The following is a 17,612-nucleotide window of genomic DNA, read 5'->3' as shown; positions in this document are numbered from 1 at the left end:
GATAAATATCCCGGGGGAGCGCGCCAGCGCGGGGGCAGAGCCCCCACTCCGGTCAGAGCCTTGCGAAGCGCTCTTTCTGGATCGGGGTCCACGTCACCGTGAACCGGTAGCCGGTCTCGGACTGGCTCTCCTCGTCCACGACATCCTGCTCGAACAGCCACGCACGGCGGCGACCGTCAGAGAACGGCACCTCGATTGTGGTCGTTTCCGTCTCCGGCTTGAGCTTGTCGGACATCGCTTGCAGCAGACGATCCAGACCCTCGCCGGTAATGGCGGAGATCGCGAACAGATCGTCGGTGCGCTCTGCCTGATTGCGAACCGCTTCCGCGTCGTCCTCGGACAGTTGGTCGACCTTGTTCCAGACCTCGATCTTCGGGCCTGTGTCGTCGACACCGAGGCTCGAGAGGATCTTGCGCACGTCCTCGGCCTGCTCGTCGGTCTGGCTGTGGCTGATGTCGCGCACGTGCACGACCAGATCGGCGTCCAGCACTTCTTCGAGCGTGGCGCGGAAGGCCGCGACCAGTTCGGTCGGCAGGTCGGAGATGAAGCCCACCGTATCGGACAGGATCACCTCATCGCCCGTCGGCAGCGTCACGCGCCGCATGGTCGGGTCGAGCGTCGCGAAGAGCATGTCTTTCGCGAAAACCTCGGCGCCGGTCAGGCGGTTGAACAGCGTCGATTTACCGGCGTTGGTGTAGCCCACGAGCGCGATGATCGGGAACGGCACCTTGGCGCGGGCCTTGCGGTGCAGCTCGCGCGTGCGGATGACGCGGTCGAGCTGACGGCGCAGACGCACCAACTGGTCGTCGATCGCGCGGCGGTCGGCCTCGATCTGGGTTTCACCGGGACCGCCGACGAACCCCAAACCGCCGCGCTGGCGCTCGAGGTGCGTCCATGCGCGCACAAGGCGGGTCCGCTGATAGGACAGCGCCGCCATTTCGACCTGAAGAACACCTTCGCGGGTCCGTGCGCGGTCGGAGAAAATCTCGAGAATGAGGCCAGTCCGGTCAAGGATCTTGCACTTCCATTCTTTTTCGAGGTTCCGCTGCTGCACAGGTCCGACGTGGCCGTCGATCAGTACAAGTTCAATGTCGTTCTCTTTGAAACGGGCAGCCAGTTCTTCGATCTTGCCCGAACCGAAGAGCATCCCGGGATGCACTTTGGGGAGCGAAACGATATCTGCGCCGACGACTTCCAACGCGGGAAGTGCAGCGGCCAGAGAAACGGCTTCTTCCAAAGCCGGCCCCGCCAGTCGGCGGTCACGGTCGGCTTTGATGTCTGGGTGTAGTACCCAGGCCCGCGTTGCAGGCCTGTCGGTTTCCATATTAATTACTCGTCACCATCATAAAGGCTAATCGGGCTCGCCGGCATGATCGTCGAAATCGCGCTCTTGTAAACGAGCTGCGATTTGCCGTCGCGGCGCAGGAGAACGCAGAAGCTATCGAACCAGGTGATGTCACCCTGGAGCTTCACGCCATTTACCAGAAAAATCGTTACCGGTACTTTGGCTTTGCGAACATGATTGAGGAATGCATCCTGAAGGTTCTGTTTGTCAGCCGCCATTTTGGCTTGTCCTTTTTTTGTTCTTGTGGCCGCGGACCGGCCTCCCTCTTTCGGGTGAGTATGTCGAACGATTCAGCGAGATTCCAGCCCCAAAATCAGCAGACTACGCCGCGTGTCATTTCCGCCAGAAATCGGGGTTGAGAAGTGCGATGATCGCCAGTGCTTCAAGCCGTCCCAGCACCATCGCGGCGGCAAGGATGGCCTTGGCCTCGACGGGAATGGTCGAGATCGCAATCGGCGCTTCCGCGGCGACTTCGACCAGCGGGCCACAGTTGGCCAGCGCGGCGACGGCGAGCACCACTGCGTTCTCGAACGACACGCCCACAAGCGACAGCGCGACCATCACAGCGGTGATCGACAGCGCGAAGAGCATGAAGAACACCCACGAGATCTGCGCACCCTGACGGCGGATGCGGCGCGCCTGCTGGCCCGAGCCGCCAACGGACGACGGGTGAACCATGCGTTCCAGCTCGCGCTCGGAATGGCGGTAGAGCGCATAGACCCGCAGCAGCTTCACCCCGCCTGCCGTGGTCGCGATACCGCCGCCAATTAGCGACAGACCGACCAGCACAAGGCCGGGCGTGGACAGTTCGGACCAGTTGGTCAGCGTGCCCCAGTATTTCGACTCGAACCCCGTGGTCGTCAGGAACGAAAGGGTGGTGAAGAGACCACCCCAAAGCGCGGAAAGACCGGAGAGCGCGCCCTCCAGCTGGTGCTCTTCAAGCGTGTTGAAGTAGTGGCGCAGGTAGAGAAACGCAGGCACGATGATCAGCAGCATCCCCGCCATGCGCAGTTCGGGGTCTTGCTTGATGTTGGTCTTGTCGATCCCCATAGCGTCGCGGCTGAAGGTCAGGCGCGAGACGGCGAAGAACATGAAGCCGAATATCAGGATCTCTCCGACGATCCCGCTCTGCGACCAGTAAATGCCGCCGATGGACGAAATGCCCGAGGTGGACAGCGTCGACATCGCGTGCAGCAGCGCGACAAAAGACCGATCGCCCGCCACGATCAGCCCGACCCAGAGCGCCGCCGTCAGGCCGATGTAGATCGGCGTCAGCTGCGCAGTGTAGCGGATCAGGCGTTCGGAGGTATCGGCCACGCGCGAAATCTGCACGTAGCTCTCAGCAGGTGCAGCACTATCGGCCGCGCGGCGCACCTCGAACCCGCCGAGGTTCAGGGGCGCTAGGACCGCAACAGCGGTGATCCAGACGAACAGACCGCCCAGCCAGCCGACAATCGCGCGCCACAGGTGCAGCGACGGCGCGAGGCGCCACGGGCTGTCGTAGAGCGTCGAGCCGGTGGTCGTAAAGTCCGACACCATTTCGAAATAGGCGTCGAAGAACGTGGTACGTCCGTGCGCTTCGTGGAACGGGATCGCGAGGATGATCGGCAGCACCGCATAGGCCGCGAGCAGCGTGACAAGGTGGCTCCGCGCGAGGCTTTCGGGCAGCCGGTCGAAGGTCGCGACCGCGATGAGGGTCGACAGCAGCGTGCCGAGGATCGCCGAATAGAAGAACGCCCGCGCGACGGCGAAGTTCTCGTTCATCAACGCATGGATCGCAGGCAGCACCATAGCGAGCGAGCCGATCAGGATCAGCAGCACGAACAGCGGCATTGATGTGATTCGACGCATCATCGGTCTAGAAGTAATCGATCGAAACCTGAAGGAGTCGCTCGACTTCCGGCACGTCGGGCGCGCGGGCGAAGATCGCGATCATGTCGCCCTCCTCGATGCGGAAATCGGCGTTCGGCTTCTTGTACTGGCCATCGCGCAGGATGCCGCCAACGATCACGCCTTCGGGGAAACCGATATCGCGGATTTTCTGGCCCGACATCGGCGATGTGCCGAGGACGTGGGCTTCGATCATCTCGGCCTCGGCGTCACCGACCGAATAGACCGAGCGCACGCGGCCATGACGGATGTGTCGTAGGATCGACGACACGGTGGTCGCACGCGGGTTGATGTAAGCGTCGATGTCGAGCGCGGGCAGCAGGCCCATCAGCGTCGGATCGTTGGTCAAACAGATCGCCATCTTCGCGCCGTTGGCCTTGGCCCGAACAGCCGACAGCATGTTGGTCTTATCGTCGTCAGTGACAGCCAGAACCGCGTCGGCGGTGGCGACGTTCGCCTCTTCCAGAAGGCTCGCGTTCAGACCGTCACCATTCAGAACAATCGTCCGTTCCAGTGCGTCGGCGGCAATCTCCGCCTGTGCGCGGTCCTTTTCGATGATCTTCACGCGGACGCGCTGCTGGCGGCTTTCAAGCTCCTTGGCCACGGCGAGACCGACGTTACCGCCGCCGATGATGACGATGCGCTCTTGCTTGACGGTGCGCTTGCCGAACACCTCGAACGTGCGGTTCACGTCCTCTTCGCGGGCAAAGACATAGACGTCATCCTGCGGGAAAATCTGGTCACCCGGAGACGGTACGAACAGAGTGCCCTCGCGGCGGATGCCGACCACGATCGCTTGCAGGGTCGAGAACAGATCGGTCAGCTGGCGCAGCGGCGTGTTGATAACCGGACAGTCGCCGTCCACCGTGATGCCAATGAGCTGCGCTTTGCCGTTAAAGAAGTTCTCCGTGTCGAAGGCCATCGGCGCCGCAAGTCGCTGGAGCGCCGCCGCAGCGACCTCGCGTTCGGGGCTGATGACCACGTCGATCGGCATGTGATCGCGGCGGTAGAGGTCTGAATAAATCGCGTCCAGATAGCTCTGCGCTCGGATACGGGCGATCTTGCGCTGGATCGCGAAAGCGGAGTGGGCGATCTGGCAGGTGACCATGTTCACTTCGTCCGAGTGGGTCGCCGCGATGATCATATCCGCGTCCTCGGCCCCTGCCCGTTCCAGCACGTCGGGATAGGACGCATGGCCCGCAACGCCGTTCACATCCAGCGTTTCCATCGCGCGCCGGATCAGCTCGGGGTTGTTGTCGACCACGGTGACATCATTGCGCTCTGACGACAGGTGACGTGCGATTTGCCACCCGACCTGACCGGCGCCGCAAATAATAACCTTCATCCCAACCTTCCCGGTTAATTCAGCCATGGTGTGGCACCTAACGGAAGTATGGTCAATCGGAAGGCTGACCAGCTTGGGCTTGCAAACCTGTCATAAAACCAATTAGTAGGTTGCTTAACAGGCGAACAGATAATTAAAATACAACGAAAAACTGGGACAGAATACGAAATGTCATCGGCTATTAGGGCGAACGCGCTGGAAAAAGGTCGCGTCAGTCAGAAGATCCGTACGCGCAATGCTCTATTAGATGCTGCCTACGAAATGCTTCGTCGGAAGGAACTTATTACGGTGGCGGGTGTAGCAAACGCCGCCAACATTTCGACAGCGACCGCTTACCGTTACTTCCCAGACGCCGAGACCATCCAGATCGAAGCGATCATCCGTAACGATGCGGGCCGCGATGACGATTATCTCGTCATGTGCAAAGAAAAAGTCAGCGTCCACCAAGACCCTATCGAGCGGGTCGTTGCCGTCCATAACATCATGATGGAATGGGTCCGCCGCAACGAGGCGGGCTACCGCCTGTTTATTGCCAAGCGCCACGAACGTATCGCCACGCGTCAGGCGCCGTTCGAAAACAGTGACGCGCGCAACGACCGCCGTCTGCGGATGATCTCGCTTGCGCTGGAGCCCATTGCGAAATCGCTGGGCGACCGGATCGAGGAAATCACCCTGCGCATCGCTGCCGTGATCGGGCCGGAGCCCTATTTCACGCTCAAGGACGTTTGCGGCGTGGACGATACGACGCTGGATCGTCTGGCAGAGGCGAACCTCCGCCAGATCGTTCGTTCGCTCGTCTGATTACTCTTCTTCGCCGTCAGCGTTGACGTGGGCCACGCGTGCTCCGCTCTTGGAGGACGTGACCACGCCGAGCGACTTGAGCTTGCGGTGCAGAGCCGAGCGCTCCATTCCCACAAACGACGCCGTCCGGCTGATGTTGCCGCCGAAACGGTTGATCTGCGTGAGCAGATATTCACGCTCGAACAGCTCACGCGCTTCGCGCAGCGGCAGCGTGGCCAGCGCGCCCGACAGCACAACGCGGCCGTCTTCTTCGACATGGTTTTCCTGCGCGGGCAATTCACGGGCAGAGATCGGCTCGCTGCTGTCACCGAGGATCAGTACACGTTCCACCACGTTTTTCAGCTGACGCACGTTCCCCGGCCACGGCATGGTCTGGAGCATCGCGCGGGTTTCATCGGCGAGAGCCCGCAACGGCAGACCTTGCGTGCGGTTGAACGTCTCGATGAAATATTCGGCCAGCATCGGGATATCGTCACGGCGCTCGGCAAGGCTCGGCACAGCGATCGGCACCACGTTCAGACGGTGGAACAGTTCCTGACGGAAGTTTCCGGCGGCAATCTCGGCGTCCAGATCGCGGTTGGTGGACGAAATCACCCGCAGATCGACCTGCACCTTCTCGGTGCCGCCAACGCGGTTGAAGGTCTGGTCTACAAGGACGCGCAGGATCTTGGACTGTGTGCCGAGAGGCATCTCTGCCACCTCGTCGAAATAGATCACGCCGCCGTTGGCCTGTTCGAGCAGGCCCTGCTCGATCCCGTTTTCCTTGGTTTCGCGTCCGAACAGCACGTCTTCCATGCGCTCGGGATCGATAGAGGCTGACGACACAACGACAAACGGTGCATCGGCGCGGTTCGAATTGGCGTGGATGTAGCGCGCCGCGATTTCCTTACCGCTGCCCGGAGCACCCGAAAGCATCACGCGGCCGTTCGACTTGGTCACCTTGTCCAGCTGCGACTTCATGGTGCGGAAAATGGTGCTCTCGCCCAGCATCTCTGCGGGCGGACCGTCGGCGCGGCGGAGTTCCTGATTTTCACGACGCAGGCGCGAGGTTTCCATCGCGCGGCGGATGACCACCATCAACTGGTCGATGTTGAACGGCTTCTCGATGAAGTCGTAGGCACCCTGCTTGATCGCGGCGACGGCGATCTCAATGTTGCCGTGGCCCGAGATGATCACGATCGGGATCTCGGGGTGTTCGCGCTTCACCTTCTTAAGGATGTCGATCCCGTCCATGTGGCTGTCCTTCAGCCAGATATCGAGGATCATCAGAGCGGGCTTCTCGCTCTCGATTTCGGACATGCACTGTTCGGCGTTCGCCGCGACGCGGGTGCTGAACCCTTCGTCCTTCAGGATGTCCGAGATCAGCTCGCGGATGTCGCGTTCGTCGTCGGTAATGAGAATGTCGCCCATATTCTTGCCCCTCACGGTTCAATCATTTGCGCTCCGTCACCGTTAATGTCGGTGCGGATCGGCAGTTCGATGACAGCTTTCGCGCCTATATGGCCCGTTCCGTCATATTCTTCGGCGTCCTGCAATTGCAGGATTCCACCATGTTCTTCGATAATCTTCTTCACGATCGGCAGCCCGAGGCCCGTGCCCTTGTCACGCGTCGTGACATAGGGCTCGAACAAGCGGCCGCGATCTTCAGGCAGCCCAATCCCGTTATCCGAGATGCAGATGCGCGCGATCTTGCCGTCGAGCTCCATCGTCACGCGGATTTCGGGCTGGACGTCATGACCTAGCTTTTCTTTCCGCGTTTCAATGGCTTCGCCAGCGTTCTTGATGAGGTTCGTCAGTGCCTGACCAATCATCGTCGCGTCCACGTCGGCGGGGACAGGATTGTCGACCAGCGTTTCGACCAGCTTCACCTCCGGCTGACCGCTGGTTTGCAGCATCACCGCATCATGCACGAGCTTGCTCAGATCATGCGTGACCTTAATCGGCTCCGGCATACGGGCGAACCGCGAGAACTCGTCAACGATGCGGCGCAAGTCATTGGTTTGACGCACAATCACATCGGTCATCTGTTCGAGCGTATCGCTCTCCTCGCCAACCTTCGGCGCGAACTTGCGTTTGATCCGTTCGGCGGACAGTTGGATCGGTGTGAGCGGGTTCTTGATCTCGTGCGCAATGCGGCGGGCCACATCGCCCCACGCAGCGGTCCTCTGCGCGGTCACGAGGTCGGTCACATCGTCGAACGCCACCACGTAGCCTTCGAGCGTGCCGTCGGTGGTGCGCCGCGTGCTCATACGCACGAGCAGCGCCTCCTGATGGCCCGCGCGGATAAGGTTGACCTGCGCCTGCACGACCTCGCGGCCTTCGCTGTGGAGGCTATCGAACAGCGGTCCGAACTCCGGCACCGCGACGACCAGCGAGCCAGCCTCCATGCCGGCCTCCATGTCCAGAAGCCGTTCGCCCGAGCGGTTTACGAAGGTGATAGCACCGTCCGAGTCCAGACCGACCACGCCCGAGGTGATCGACGTCAGCACGGAGTCGAACAGACGGCGGCGTTCCTCGATCTGGTTGGTGTTCTGGATGAGCGTCTTGCGCTGCTCATTAAGCTGCTGCGTCATCTTGTTGAAATCGCGGCTCAATTGCGCGATTTCGTCATCGCCCGGTTCTTCGTAGACGCGTACGTTCAGATCGCCCGCACCAACCCGCTGGGACGCAGACACAAGCCGTCCCACGGGACGCGATAGACGCTCGGCAAACCAGATCGCCAGCCAGATCGCCGCGAGGATCAGGATCACCGCGAAGCCGATGTAGATCAGGCCGAATTCGAACAGCAGCCGCCCGCGGTCGCTCTCGATCTGATTATAAAGGCTCACCGTCTCTTGCGTTTCATCGAGCAGATTGAGAATCGCCCCGTCGACCGGTCGGCTCACATAAAGATAGCGGTCAAGGAAGCTGTCGAGCGGCAGGACGATGCGGAATTCGTTGTTGTCCCAGTCCTCGAAAATCAGCGAGCCATCACGGTCAGCCTTGGCGATATCCTCGGCGGTGAGCGGCTCCATATCGAACTGGTAGGACCCGACCGCGCGGGCGCGATATTCGCCCGTGGCATCAATGACAAAGGCTTCGGAGAGCGAGCGGTCGATGGTGCTCTGCACAGCGGCGAGCGCCTCGCGGACCTCGCCGTCCGACATGAATGGCGTGGCTTGGCGCTGGATGTTAAGATAGGACGCTAAGGCATTGGCATCGCGCGTCAATTCCTGACGGTGCTCGTCCTTATACGCCTCCGCTGCGCGGACCGAATTGTTCAGAACGTTGCCGACGCGTTCGGAGAACCAGCCCTCCAGACCGACGTTGATCGACAGCACCGCGAACACCGCGACCAGCACGGTCGGCAGCAGCGCGAGCAGGACGAAAACGCCAGTCAGGCGCGCATAAAGCCGCGATCCAGCAGAGCGCGCACGGCGGGCCGCAACCAGCCGCATGATCCGCTCGGCCACGAGGCCCGCAACCACCAGAATATAGACGAGATCAGCCAGCAGCACGACGCGCAGCGAGTTGTCCGCGCTGCCCTGATCGAGCGGTCCCATGACAAAAAAGGTCACGCCCGCCAAGGCCGGTCCGAGAATGACCAGCCCGAGCGTGAACGCGTTCTGTACGGAACGCTGGAGTCGCCACCGGTTGAACCGGCCGATCAGCATGGCTGACACGGAACGCTTCACATCTTGCCCTGTTGTTTGGCGGGTTTTGACCCGCCTCCGCCTATGTGCTTCGGATGCCGCAGTTGCGACTCTTTGGTCACTGTTATGTGGCGAATTTACATCAGCTTACGGCGTCGTGTCACGCGAATATCCAGCTCGGTGATCTTTTTGCGCAAAGTATTGCGGTTGATGCCAAGCAGGTCGGCACATTTCGCCTGATTTCCGCCGGTCGCGTCGAGCGCGATTTCGATGAGCGGCGTCTCAACTTCGCGTAAAATACGGTTGTAGAGGCCAGCTGGCGGCAGAACGCCTCCGTGCAGGTCGAAATAGCGGCGCAGATGCTTGGCTACCGAGGCCGACAGCTTGTCCCCGCTATCGCCAGAGCGCAGCGGCTCCATAGCGGGCTGGTTCTGGAGGATGTGCTCCATCTCGCTGCGGGTGATTTCTTCCTCGGCAGCGGTCACCACCAGACGGCGCATCGCGTTTTCCAACTGACGCACGTTCCCCGGCCAGCTGTAGGCGCGGGCGAGATCAAGCGCACCGTTGCTCAGGCGGCGATGCGGCAGGCCGTCACGCTCCGAACGCGCAAGGAAATGTTCGGACAGCAGCGAGATATCGTCGACGCGTTCGCGCAGCGACGGCACCGAGATCGTCACGCCCGACAGGCGGTAGAACAGATCGGAGCGGAACTCGCCATTTTCCATGCGATTCATCAGGTCTGTCTGGCTGGTCGCCATGATGCGCGGGGCATTCTCGCCGAGGCTGTCGAGCATACGGACGATTTTTGCCTGAACATCGTCGGTCATGTCACTGACTTCATCGAACAAAATCGAACCGCCCTTGGCGCGGGCGATGACCGAAGACGGGCCGTCCATCCCTTGCAGATCGCTGGGCGAAACCACCACGAACGGCAGGCTGCGGCGGTCGGACAGGTCATGGATCGCGCGGGCGATCAGCGATTTGCCGGTGCCGCTTTCGCCGGTGATCAGAACCGGAAGCGGCGTGTTCATCATCCGCGCAACAAGGCGGTAGAGCGACTGCATCGCAGGCGTGCGGCCCACAAGCGGCAGCTCGTTCGAACGGTCGGCGGTTTCGGCCTTTGGCGCGGGCGCACGGCGTTTGACTTCGAGCGCACGAGCCGCGCGCTTCATCAGGTCCGGCAGGTCGAACGGCTTGGGCAGGTAGTCGTAGGCATCCGCCTCGGCCGCCTGGATCGCGGTCATAATGGTGTTCTGCGCAGAGATCACGATGACCGGCAGACCCGGACGTGCGGCGCTGATTTTCGGCAGTTGTTCCAGACCGTTACCGTCCGGCATGACCACGTCGGAGATCACCAGATCGCCCTTACCTTCTTCGACCCAGCGCATGAGCGTCACTAGAGACGACGTCGCGTGGACCTTGCAGCCCGCCCGCGTCAGCGCCTGTGTCAGAACAGTGCGGATTGTGCGGTCGTCATCGGCGACAAGTACAGTTCCGTCCATCAGTTATCTCCGTCGGTCATAGGTAATTCTTTGGGTGCGCGCGGCAGCGAAATGCGGAACACGGTCTTGCCGGGGGTGCTGTCCACCGAAATCCAGCCGCCCATGTCCCCGATCAATTTGGCGACAAGCGCCAGCCCGAGGCCAGTCCCGTTTTCACGACCTGACACGAAGGGTTCGAATACGTCATTGGCGATGTCCTGCGGCAGTCCGGGGCCATCGTCGATAATCTCCACCTGAAGCGGCAGACGTGCGTGCGAGCCATCGGCGCGGCGGACGCGCAGCGAGGTATCGTAGAAGGTGCGCAGACGGATCGAACCGCCGGCCGCGCCCGCTTCGCAGGCGTTCTTAATCAGGTTCATGAAGACCTGAAGCAGTTGGTCGCCGTCTGCCAGCGTCTGCGGCAGCGAGGGGTCGTAATCCTCGATGAACATCATGTGCGCGCCGTAGCTGACCGAGGCCGACTGGCGGGCGCGGTCCAGAACGTCGTGTATGTTCATTGGCTTGAGGAGCGGCGGACGGAGGTTGCCGAACTGTTCGACCTGCTCCAGCAGCTTTACGATGCGGCGGCATTCGTCGACGATGAGGTCCGTCATCTCCTGATCTTCTGAGGACAGGTTCATCGACAGCAGCTGCGCCGCACCTGTGATGCCCGCGAGCGGGTTCTTGATCTCGTGGGCCAGCATCTCGGCCATGCCGATCGCGGATTTTGCGGCCTTGCCCGAGGACTGGTTGACGGTGACGCGGTTGGCGATCTCGCGCGGGGAGATCATCATCAGCATCGTCTTTTCCTGCCCCGAGAGCGGCGAGAACTGGATGTTGCACAGGATCGGCGGGCGCTCGCCCGAACCGACGTCGACATCGTTCACGAACAGCGAGGAGCGGTACGTAACGGCGCGGCTGTAGGCTTCCTCCAGCGGCGCGTCGATCATCACCTTGTCCCAGAGGCTGGAGCCGATGAGCGACTTGCTCGACAGGTTAAGGAAGCTTTCCGCCGCCGGATTGCTGTCGAGGATGATGTCGTCTTCGCCCATCAGAAGCGCGGGCACCGGAAGCGAGTTCCAGAGGTTTGCGTCAGCGATCATGCGGCGATCCCTTCGGCGTCCGACAGGGCTTCCCTGATCAGTTTCAATGCCTTGGACGGCTCGCTTGCGGTCAGGATATCGCGGCGGAGCGGCGTTTCGGGCGCGCCCTCGTCGAGATACCAGCCTAGGTGTTTGCGGGCGACGCGGACACCCAGTTCGATGCCGTAGAAGTCAAGCATCGCCTCGTAATGGTTTGATACCATGTCAATAAATTCTTCTTTATCCGGCGCGTTCACTGCCGGTGTCCCTGTCAATTCTGCTGTAATCTGTGCCAGTATCCACGGGCGGCCCTGTGCGCCGCGTCCGATCATCACGCCATTGGCGCCCGACTGGTCCAATGCCTGTCTCGCCGTCTCCAAGCTCACGATGTCGCCGTTGGCGATCACCGGAATAGAGACGCTGTCTTTCACTTCGCGGATCGCGGCCCAATCAGCGCTGCCTTTGTAAAACTGGCAGCGGGTGCGTCCGTGAATGGTGAGAAGCTGGATGCCCGCGGCCTCTGCGCGGCGCGCGAGGTCTGGGGCGTTCAGAAGGTTGTCGTCCCAGCCAAGGCGGGTTTTCAACGTCACGGGGATCGAAACGGCTTCCACTACGGCTTCGATCAACGTCAGCGCGTGGTCTAGGTCTTTCAGGAGCGCGGAACCCGAATAGCCGTTCGTCACCTTCTTGGCGGGGCAACCCATGTTAATATCGATCATCTTCGCGCCGTTCGCTTCAACAGCGCGGGCGGCTTCGGCCATCCAGTAAGCCTCGCGGCCCGCGATCTGGACGGCGGTGTTCGCTTGATCGAAACCCAGTTCCGCCTTTTCGCGCACACCGGGTTTGCCTTGGATCATCTCTTGGCTCGCGACCATTTCGGACACGACCCAGCCCGCGCCAAAGCTGGACACCAGCTGGCGGAACGGCAGGTCGGTAATGCCGGCGAGCGGCGCAAGAGCCACTGCGGGCGCGAGGTCGACGGTGCCGATAGAAAGGGATTCGCTCAGAGACAAAATAGGCTGCTCATTTGTTGGGCGTTCGATTTAGAAGTAGCCAAACACGCGGCCACGCTCAATGACTAGGCAACTGATATTTGACCATATCATATGCGCTGCACAAATAATGGGCATAATGCACCGAATTGTGACAGCGCAAGATTGCCCCGCTCATGCGCGCACCTTAAACCGCGTGGCGAACATGAGGTGCATATGAACAAAGCGGTCATCATCGTTGCTGCCGGACGCGGCGTACGTGCAGGAGGCGACGTGCCGAAGCAATGGCGTATCATTCAGGACCGCACTGTGCTTTCCCACACGCTGGAGCGATTTGCCAGCTTCGATCGGATCGTGGTCGTCCTGCACCCCGACGACATGCACCGCGCGGCGGAGCTTGAAGGATGCACCTGCGTCGCGGGCGGCGTGAGCCGTGATGCCTCGGTCCGGAACGGGCTGGAGGCGCTGGCCACTGACGCGCCCGATGTCGTCCTGATCCACGATGCCGCACGTCCGCTGGTGTCCGAGGCCGTGATCACCCGCGTTGTCGATGCGCTCAGCGCCCACGATGGGGCCGCGCCTGCGGTCGCTGTCACCGATGCGCTTTGGGTCGGTAAGGACGGCAATGTCGACGGTACGCAGGACCGCACCAATCTGTTCCGCGCGCAAACGCCTCAGGGTTTCCGCTTTGACAAGATTCTCGACGCGCACCGCAATTACAGCGGCGCTGCGGCGGATGACGTGCAGGTGGCGCGGGCCGCAGGGCTTGACGTTCTGATCGTCGAGGGCGACGAAGCCAATATCAAGATTACCGGACCGGACGATTTCGCCCGCGCCGAAAGACACTTAGGAGCAGGAATGGATATCCGTACAGGCAACGGCTACGACGTTCACGCCTTCACCGAAGGCGACCACGTCTGGCTTTGCGGCGTGAAGGTGCCGCACACGAAGTCGCTCAAGGGCCATTCCGATGCGGACGTCGGTATGCACGCCGTCACCGACGCGATCTACGGCGCATTGGGCATGGGCGACATCGGCCAGCACTTCCCACCGAGCGATCCGCAGTGGAAAGGCGCGGCGAGCCATATCTTCCTCGAACATGCGTGCAAGCTTGCACGTGACAACGGGTTCACCATCACCCACGTAGACTGCACCCTGATCTGCGAGGCCCCCAAGGTCGGCCCGCACCACGCCGCGATGAAATCCGCGATGGCGACGATCATGGGCCTGAGCGAGGACCGCGTGAGCGTCAAAGCAACAACATCCGAAAAACTCGGATTTACGGGCCGCGAAGAAGGCATCGCCTCGATCGCAACTGCTACACTGGTGAAACTATGAGCCGTCTTGTCGCGACATTCTTTTACGTAGGCCTGCTGCGCCCTGCCCCCGGCACTTGGGGTTCGGCGGTTGCGGTTGGCCTCGGCCTCGTGCTGCACGGCCTTGGAAGCTTCCCGCTGCTCGCTATTGCAACGGTTCTCGCCACCATCGCGGGATTCTGGGCCTGCCATGCGGAGCTGAAGAACCGCCCCGGCGAGGACCCTTCGGAGATCGTGATCGACGAAGTGGCCGCGCAGTGGCTGGCGCTCTGTTTCCCGAGCCTCGGGTTCTGGCTGATGGGCCTCGACAACTGGAACTTCCCCTATCCGGGCTGGGTCGCGGCGTTCCTGTTCTTCCGCCTCTTCGACATCTGGAAGCCGTGGATCATCGGCCGCGCAGACCGCCGCCACGACTGGTTGGGCGTAATGTATGACGACCTTCTGGCAGGCATCTTCGCGGGCGTCGCGACGATGGTCGCCGCAGGCGCAGCGCACGGGTTCCTGATGTGATCCCGCTCGCGACACAGATCATCCTTGCGGCCAAGGAACGCGGCATCACCATCGCCACCGCAGAGAGCTGCACGGGCGGGATGGTGGCTGCCGCGCTGACCGATATCGCGGGCAGTTCCGCCGCGTTCGAGCGCGGCTATGTCACCTACTCCAACACCGCCAAGGTCGAGATGCTGGGCGTGCGTCAAGCGACGCTCGACGCGCATGGTGCGGTCAGCGAAGAGACCGCCAAGGAGATGTGCGAGGGTGCGCGCCTCCACGCCCGCTCCGCCGTTGCCGTGGCGACCACGGGCATCGCCGGACCGGGCGGATCGGACTTCAAACCCGAGGGCCGCGTGTGTTTCGGCGTGACCGACGGGACCCAGACTTTTTGCCAGACGGTCGAATTTGGAGCACTTGGGCGCGAAAATGTGCGTAGCGCTGCAACCGAACACGCCTTGCAGATGCTCTTGGACCGTATCATTTCCATTTCGCACACTTCCTGACCACCCGCTACATTTTCCGCACACCATTTAAGCAGTTCGCAAACTGCGCACAAAAACATCACCCCAGACCGCAATCGCTTCTTTCCTGCGCATTGTGAATCCGCTTTGAGCGCCTCCGAATAGGGACAACCCAGATTTTTGGAGGGGACAAATGAACGGAGCGGATACCGCTTGGATCATCGTGGCCACTGCCTTGGTGCTGTTTATGACACTGCCGGGCCTGGCTCTGTTTTACGGCGGCCTTGTGCGTGGCCGGAACGTGCTCAGCGTGTTCATGCACTGCTTTGCCATCGCCTGCCTGATGAGCGTGCTGTGGCTTGTCGCGGGCTACACCATCGCTTTTGGCGGTGAAGGTGCCTACTGGGGCGGCATGGACAAAGCGTTTCTGACGGGTGTCGACGCCGACACGCTGGCAGGCACCATTCCCGAAGTGCTGTTCTTTGCCTTCCAGATGACTTTCGCCATCATCACGCCTGCCCTCATCGTCGGCGCTTACGTTGAGCGTATCAGCTTTGCGTTTGTGCTGGTGTTCTCGGGCGCATGGATGCTGCTGGTCTACGCGCCGGTCGTCCACTGGATCTGGGGCGGCGGTTTCCTTGCCGACATGGGCGTTGTCGACTTCGCAGGTGGTATCGTGGTTCACGAAACCGCTGGCCTCGCGGCTGTCCTGCTGGCGGTCGTCCTCGGCCCGCGCAAGACCAAGCACACCCCGCCGCACCAACCGGGTATGGTCTTCATCGGCGCTGGTATGCTGTGGGTCGGCTGGTTCGGCTTCAACGGCGGCTCGGCGCTGGCGGCTGACGGCTCGGCTGCGATGGCGATCACCGTGACCCACCTGTCGGCTGCAACCGCTTCGCTGACGTGGGCGCTGTGGGAAAAGATCAAGTTCGGTCGCGCATCGCTCGTGTCGATGGTCACCGGCTCCATCGCGGGTCTGGCGTCGATCACCCCCGCGGCTGGCTCGGTCGGCCCTGTCGAGGCGCTCATCATCGGCGGCGTGGCTGGTATCCTCTGTCAGGAAGCCGTTGTGCTGATCCGTGACCGCCTGAAGCTGGACGACTCGCTGGACGTCTTTGCGGTCCACGGTGTCGGCGGCATCTTCGGCACGATCATGATCGCCGTCTTCGGTGGCGCGACCTGGGCCGCACAGCTGTCGGGCCTCGCGATTGTCGGCGTGTTCACCGTCGTTGTGACGCTGGTCCTGATCTACGTGATCAAGATCTTCATTCCGATCCGCGTCGATCTGGAAACCGAGACGAACGGCCTCGACCTCGCGGTCCATGGCGAACGGGCCTACGAGTTGAACTCTTAAAAACAAAGGGGGCCGATTGGCTCCCTTTTTCAATTCACGGCAGGCACCGCTTTGAGGTACGCCGCAATCGCATCGCGATCACTGGCCGGTAGTTGCGAGATATTCTCGACCACGTGAGCCATATCGCCGCCCGCACTGTCGAACTCGGGCGTGAACCCGCTCTCCAGATAGGCCGAGATATCCGCCGCGCTCCAATCGAGCGCCCCTGGCGTGATGTTCGGGATATTGCCCTGACCCGACGGATTGGGCGCACCCGCCAGCCATTGCGAAGTATCCAGCGCACCCAGCGCATTGCGTGGCGTATGGCATTCGGCGCAGTGACCGAGGCCCTCCACCAGATAGCGTCCGCGCTGTTGCTCCTCAGTCAGATCGCCGTCCACAACCCAGTCATCGCTAAAGAACAGGAGCTTCCAGCCACCCACACTGCGGCGTATGCTGAACGGAAACGCCAGTTGATGCGGCTGGTTCGGCTCTGCCGAGGCAGGCAGCGTGCGTATGTAGGCTTCGATGTCCAGAATGTCCTGAACGTCCGCGCGGGTGTAGGAGCTATAGGGAAACGCCGGATAAAGGTGCTTTCCGTCCGGCCCGACCCCTTCCTTCACCGCATTGACGAACTGGAGGTCAGTCCATCCGCCGATACCGTGCTCTTCGTCGGGCGAAATGTTCGGCGCGATGAAAATCCCGAACTCCGAGGCGAATTCCTGACCGCCCGACAGCACGGGCTGATCCGAAGCCTCCGCATCCGGCGCGATATGGCAGGATGCGCAGCCACCGGCGGCGAACGCCAGACGCCCCGCTTCGGGATCGCCGGTCATGCCGGAAACGGCAGTCTCGTCCAGAGGCTTCGGCGCGGTCAGAACCCAGCCCGCTGCGGCCGCAACGGCAAGGGCCGCGACACCGGCTGCTAGTAAACGCTTCATCGATCAGTTGTCGGACTGACGATACGTCTGGTGGCAACCACCGCAACCCTGACCCAGACCGCCCATCGCAGCCTGAAGCGACGCGAGGTCTACGCCAGCGGCCTCTTCCATCGCCATGGCCGCGTCATGCAGAGCGGCGGTCTTGGCTTCGAAGTCGTCCATGTTTTCCCAGATCGCGGGCAGCGCGTGGGATTCCATCAGCGTGTCGGCATCCGTGCCTTCGACCCAGTAACCGGTCTGGTCGATCGAGGTCAGCGCAACGAGGTTCTTCGCAGCGATGGTCGCGGCATCGGCATCATACTCGATACGCTCGCGGGCCATGTTGCCCAGCGTGCCGAGGTTGAAGGCCAGCAGGTCCATATGTGCCTGACGGGCCGAAACGGCGGGGTTAGCGTCCTGCGCAATTGCAGGCGCCGCAAGGGCGGCAACAAGAACGGCGGTCAAAGAGGCAGTGCGAAACATGAGTGTCTCCTAATCATAAAAGAATATTGATAAGCATGG

At 61.6% G+C, this 17,612-nt stretch carries 16 protein-coding genes; 5 read left to right on the top strand and 11 right to left on the bottom strand.

Features of this window, described 5'->3' with window-relative positions:
* Positions 1-52: 52 nt before the first annotated feature.
* The 4 genes from hflX to trkA form a co-directional block, all read right to left on the bottom strand.
* A complete protein-coding gene (gene hflX, locus HCZ30_RS10915; RefSeq protein ID WP_167638320.1) occupies positions 53-1,324 on the bottom strand; it encodes a GTPase HflX in 1,272 nt (423 codons plus the stop codon).
* A 5-nt stretch (positions 1,325-1,329) separates the two neighbouring features.
* Positions 1,330-1,563 (bottom strand): RNA chaperone Hfq, encoded by a 234-nt coding sequence (hfq, locus tag HCZ30_RS10910; protein ID WP_167638319.1) that lies wholly within the window; start codon positions 1,561-1,563, stop codon positions 1,330-1,332.
* Between the two features lie 115 nt (positions 1,564-1,678).
* Complete coding sequence (locus HCZ30_RS10905; RefSeq protein WP_167638318.1) at positions 1,679-3,196, bottom strand: TrkH family potassium uptake protein; 1,518 nt, start codon at positions 3,194-3,196, stop codon at positions 1,679-1,681.
* Positions 3,197-3,203: 7 nt separating this feature from the next.
* Complete coding sequence (trkA, locus tag HCZ30_RS10900) at positions 3,204-4,580, bottom strand: Trk system potassium transporter TrkA (RefSeq protein WP_167638317.1); 1,377 nt, start codon at positions 4,578-4,580, stop codon at positions 3,204-3,206.
* A gap of 288 nt (positions 4,581-4,868) precedes the next feature.
* Here trkA and HCZ30_RS10895 point away from each other — a divergent pair, with 288 nt between their 5' ends.
* Positions 4,869-5,381, top strand: coding sequence for a TetR/AcrR family transcriptional regulator (locus tag HCZ30_RS10895; protein ID WP_167638316.1), 513 nt, complete (start codon positions 4,869-4,871; stop codon positions 5,379-5,381).
* Here HCZ30_RS10895 and HCZ30_RS10890 read toward each other — a convergent pair whose 3' ends face one another.
* From HCZ30_RS10890 to dusB, 5 genes are all read right to left on the bottom strand, one after another.
* Positions 5,382-6,791, bottom strand: coding sequence for a sigma-54-dependent transcriptional regulator (locus HCZ30_RS10890; RefSeq protein ID WP_167638315.1), 1,410 nt, complete (start codon positions 6,789-6,791; stop codon positions 5,382-5,384).
* An 11-nt stretch (positions 6,792-6,802) separates the two neighbouring features.
* On the bottom strand, positions 6,803-9,034 hold the full coding sequence (locus HCZ30_RS10885) for a sensor histidine kinase NtrY-like (protein WP_167638365.1): 2,232 nt from the start codon (positions 9,032-9,034) through the stop codon (positions 6,803-6,805).
* A 116-nt stretch (positions 9,035-9,150) separates the two neighbouring features.
* Positions 9,151-10,515 (bottom strand): response regulator, encoded by a 1,365-nt coding sequence (locus HCZ30_RS10880; RefSeq protein ID WP_167638314.1) that lies wholly within the window; start codon positions 10,513-10,515, stop codon positions 9,151-9,153.
* Positions 10,515-11,597, bottom strand: a complete 1,083-nt coding sequence (locus HCZ30_RS10875; RefSeq protein WP_167638313.1) for a two-component system sensor histidine kinase NtrB — start codon at positions 11,595-11,597, stop codon at positions 10,515-10,517. The genes HCZ30_RS10880 and HCZ30_RS10875 overlap by 1 nt, the downstream gene beginning before the upstream one ends.
* Positions 11,594-12,589 (bottom strand): tRNA dihydrouridine synthase DusB, encoded by a 996-nt coding sequence (gene dusB, locus HCZ30_RS10870; RefSeq protein WP_246212751.1) that lies wholly within the window; start codon positions 12,587-12,589, stop codon positions 11,594-11,596. The genes HCZ30_RS10875 and dusB overlap by 4 nt, the downstream gene beginning before the upstream one ends.
* Positions 12,590-12,784: 195 nt before the next feature.
* Here dusB and HCZ30_RS10865 point away from each other — a divergent pair, with 195 nt between their 5' ends.
* From HCZ30_RS10865 to HCZ30_RS10850, 4 genes are all read left to right on the top strand, one after another.
* Complete coding sequence (locus HCZ30_RS10865) at positions 12,785-13,906, top strand: bifunctional 2-C-methyl-D-erythritol 4-phosphate cytidylyltransferase/2-C-methyl-D-erythritol 2,4-cyclodiphosphate synthase (RefSeq protein WP_167638312.1); 1,122 nt, start codon at positions 12,785-12,787, stop codon at positions 13,904-13,906.
* The gene (locus HCZ30_RS10860; protein ID WP_167638311.1) at positions 13,903-14,394 is read left to right on the top strand and encodes a phosphatidylglycerophosphatase A family protein; all 492 of its coding nucleotides are present in this window, start codon (positions 13,903-13,905) and stop codon (positions 14,392-14,394) included. Before HCZ30_RS10865 ends, HCZ30_RS10860 begins: the two co-directional genes overlap by 4 nt.
* Positions 14,391-14,879 carry a CinA family protein gene (locus tag HCZ30_RS10855; protein WP_348640373.1) on the top strand — a complete coding sequence of 163 codons (489 nt, stop codon included), beginning with the start codon at positions 14,391-14,393 and terminating at the stop codon, positions 14,877-14,879. The genes HCZ30_RS10860 and HCZ30_RS10855 overlap by 4 nt, the downstream gene beginning before the upstream one ends.
* A 151-nt stretch (positions 14,880-15,030) precedes the next feature.
* Entirely contained in the window at positions 15,031-16,191 is a 1,161-nt protein-coding gene (locus HCZ30_RS10850; protein WP_167638310.1) for an ammonium transporter, read from the top strand.
* A gap of 29 nt (positions 16,192-16,220) precedes the next feature.
* Here HCZ30_RS10850 and HCZ30_RS10845 read toward each other — a convergent pair whose 3' ends face one another.
* Together HCZ30_RS10845 and HCZ30_RS10840 are read right to left on the bottom strand one after the other, a co-directional pair.
* The gene (locus HCZ30_RS10845) at positions 16,221-17,111 is read right to left on the bottom strand and encodes a c-type cytochrome (protein ID WP_167638309.1); all 891 of its coding nucleotides are present in this window, start codon (positions 17,109-17,111) and stop codon (positions 16,221-16,223) included.
* A gap of 3 nt (positions 17,112-17,114) precedes the next feature.
* Positions 17,115-17,573: a c-type cytochrome gene (locus tag HCZ30_RS10840; protein WP_167638308.1), complete on the bottom strand. Its 459-nt coding sequence runs from the start codon at positions 17,571-17,573 to the stop codon at positions 17,115-17,117.
* Positions 17,574-17,612 lie beyond the last annotated feature (39 nt).

It is taken from the genome of Marivivens donghaensis, assembly GCF_011806565.1.
Classification (GTDB): Bacteria; Pseudomonadota; Alphaproteobacteria; order Rhodobacterales; family Rhodobacteraceae; genus Marivivens; species Marivivens donghaensis_A.
The sequence above is the reverse complement of the archived record's forward strand: the minus strand, read 5'-3'. Positions and strand labels throughout refer to the sequence as shown.

What these genes read in the sequence shown, in the direction of transcription:
- hflX (WP_167638320.1), bottom strand. Translation starts at nt 1,324, where the DNA reads ATGGAAACCGACAGGCCTGCAACGCGGGCCTGGGTACTACACCCAGAC.
- hfq (WP_167638319.1), bottom strand. Translation starts at nt 1,563, where the DNA reads ATGGCGGCTGACAAACAGAACCTTCAGGATGCATTCCTCAATCATGTT.
- HCZ30_RS10905 (WP_167638318.1), bottom strand. Translation starts at nt 3,196, where the DNA reads ATGCGTCGAATCACATCAATGCCGCTGTTCGTGCTGCTGATCCTGATC.
- trkA (WP_167638317.1), bottom strand. Translation starts at nt 4,580, where the DNA reads ATGAAGGTTATTATTTGCGGCGCCGGTCAGGTCGGGTGGCAAATCGCA.
- HCZ30_RS10890 (WP_167638315.1), bottom strand. Translation starts at nt 6,791, where the DNA reads ATGGGCGACATTCTCATTACCGACGACGAACGCGACATCCGCGAGCTG.
- HCZ30_RS10885 (WP_167638365.1), bottom strand. Translation starts at nt 9,034, where the DNA reads ATGCTGATCGGCCGGTTCAACCGGTGGCGACTCCAGCGTTCCGTACAG.
- HCZ30_RS10880 (WP_167638314.1), bottom strand. Translation starts at nt 10,515, where the DNA reads ATGGACGGAACTGTACTTGTCGCCGATGACGACCGCACAATCCGCACT.
- HCZ30_RS10875 (WP_167638313.1), bottom strand. Translation starts at nt 11,597, where the DNA reads ATGATCGCTGACGCAAACCTCTGGAACTCGCTTCCGGTGCCCGCGCTT.
- HCZ30_RS10865 (WP_167638312.1), top strand. Translation starts at nt 12,785, where the DNA reads ATGAACAAAGCGGTCATCATCGTTGCTGCCGGACGCGGCGTACGTGCA.
- HCZ30_RS10860 (WP_167638311.1), top strand. Translation starts at nt 13,903, where the DNA reads ATGAGCCGTCTTGTCGCGACATTCTTTTACGTAGGCCTGCTGCGCCCT.
- HCZ30_RS10850 (WP_167638310.1), top strand. Translation starts at nt 15,031, where the DNA reads ATGAACGGAGCGGATACCGCTTGGATCATCGTGGCCACTGCCTTGGTG.
- HCZ30_RS10845 (WP_167638309.1), bottom strand. Translation starts at nt 17,111, where the DNA reads ATGAAGCGTTTACTAGCAGCCGGTGTCGCGGCCCTTGCCGTTGCGGCC.
- HCZ30_RS10840 (WP_167638308.1), bottom strand. Translation starts at nt 17,573, where the DNA reads ATGTTTCGCACTGCCTCTTTGACCGCCGTTCTTGTTGCCGCCCTTGCG.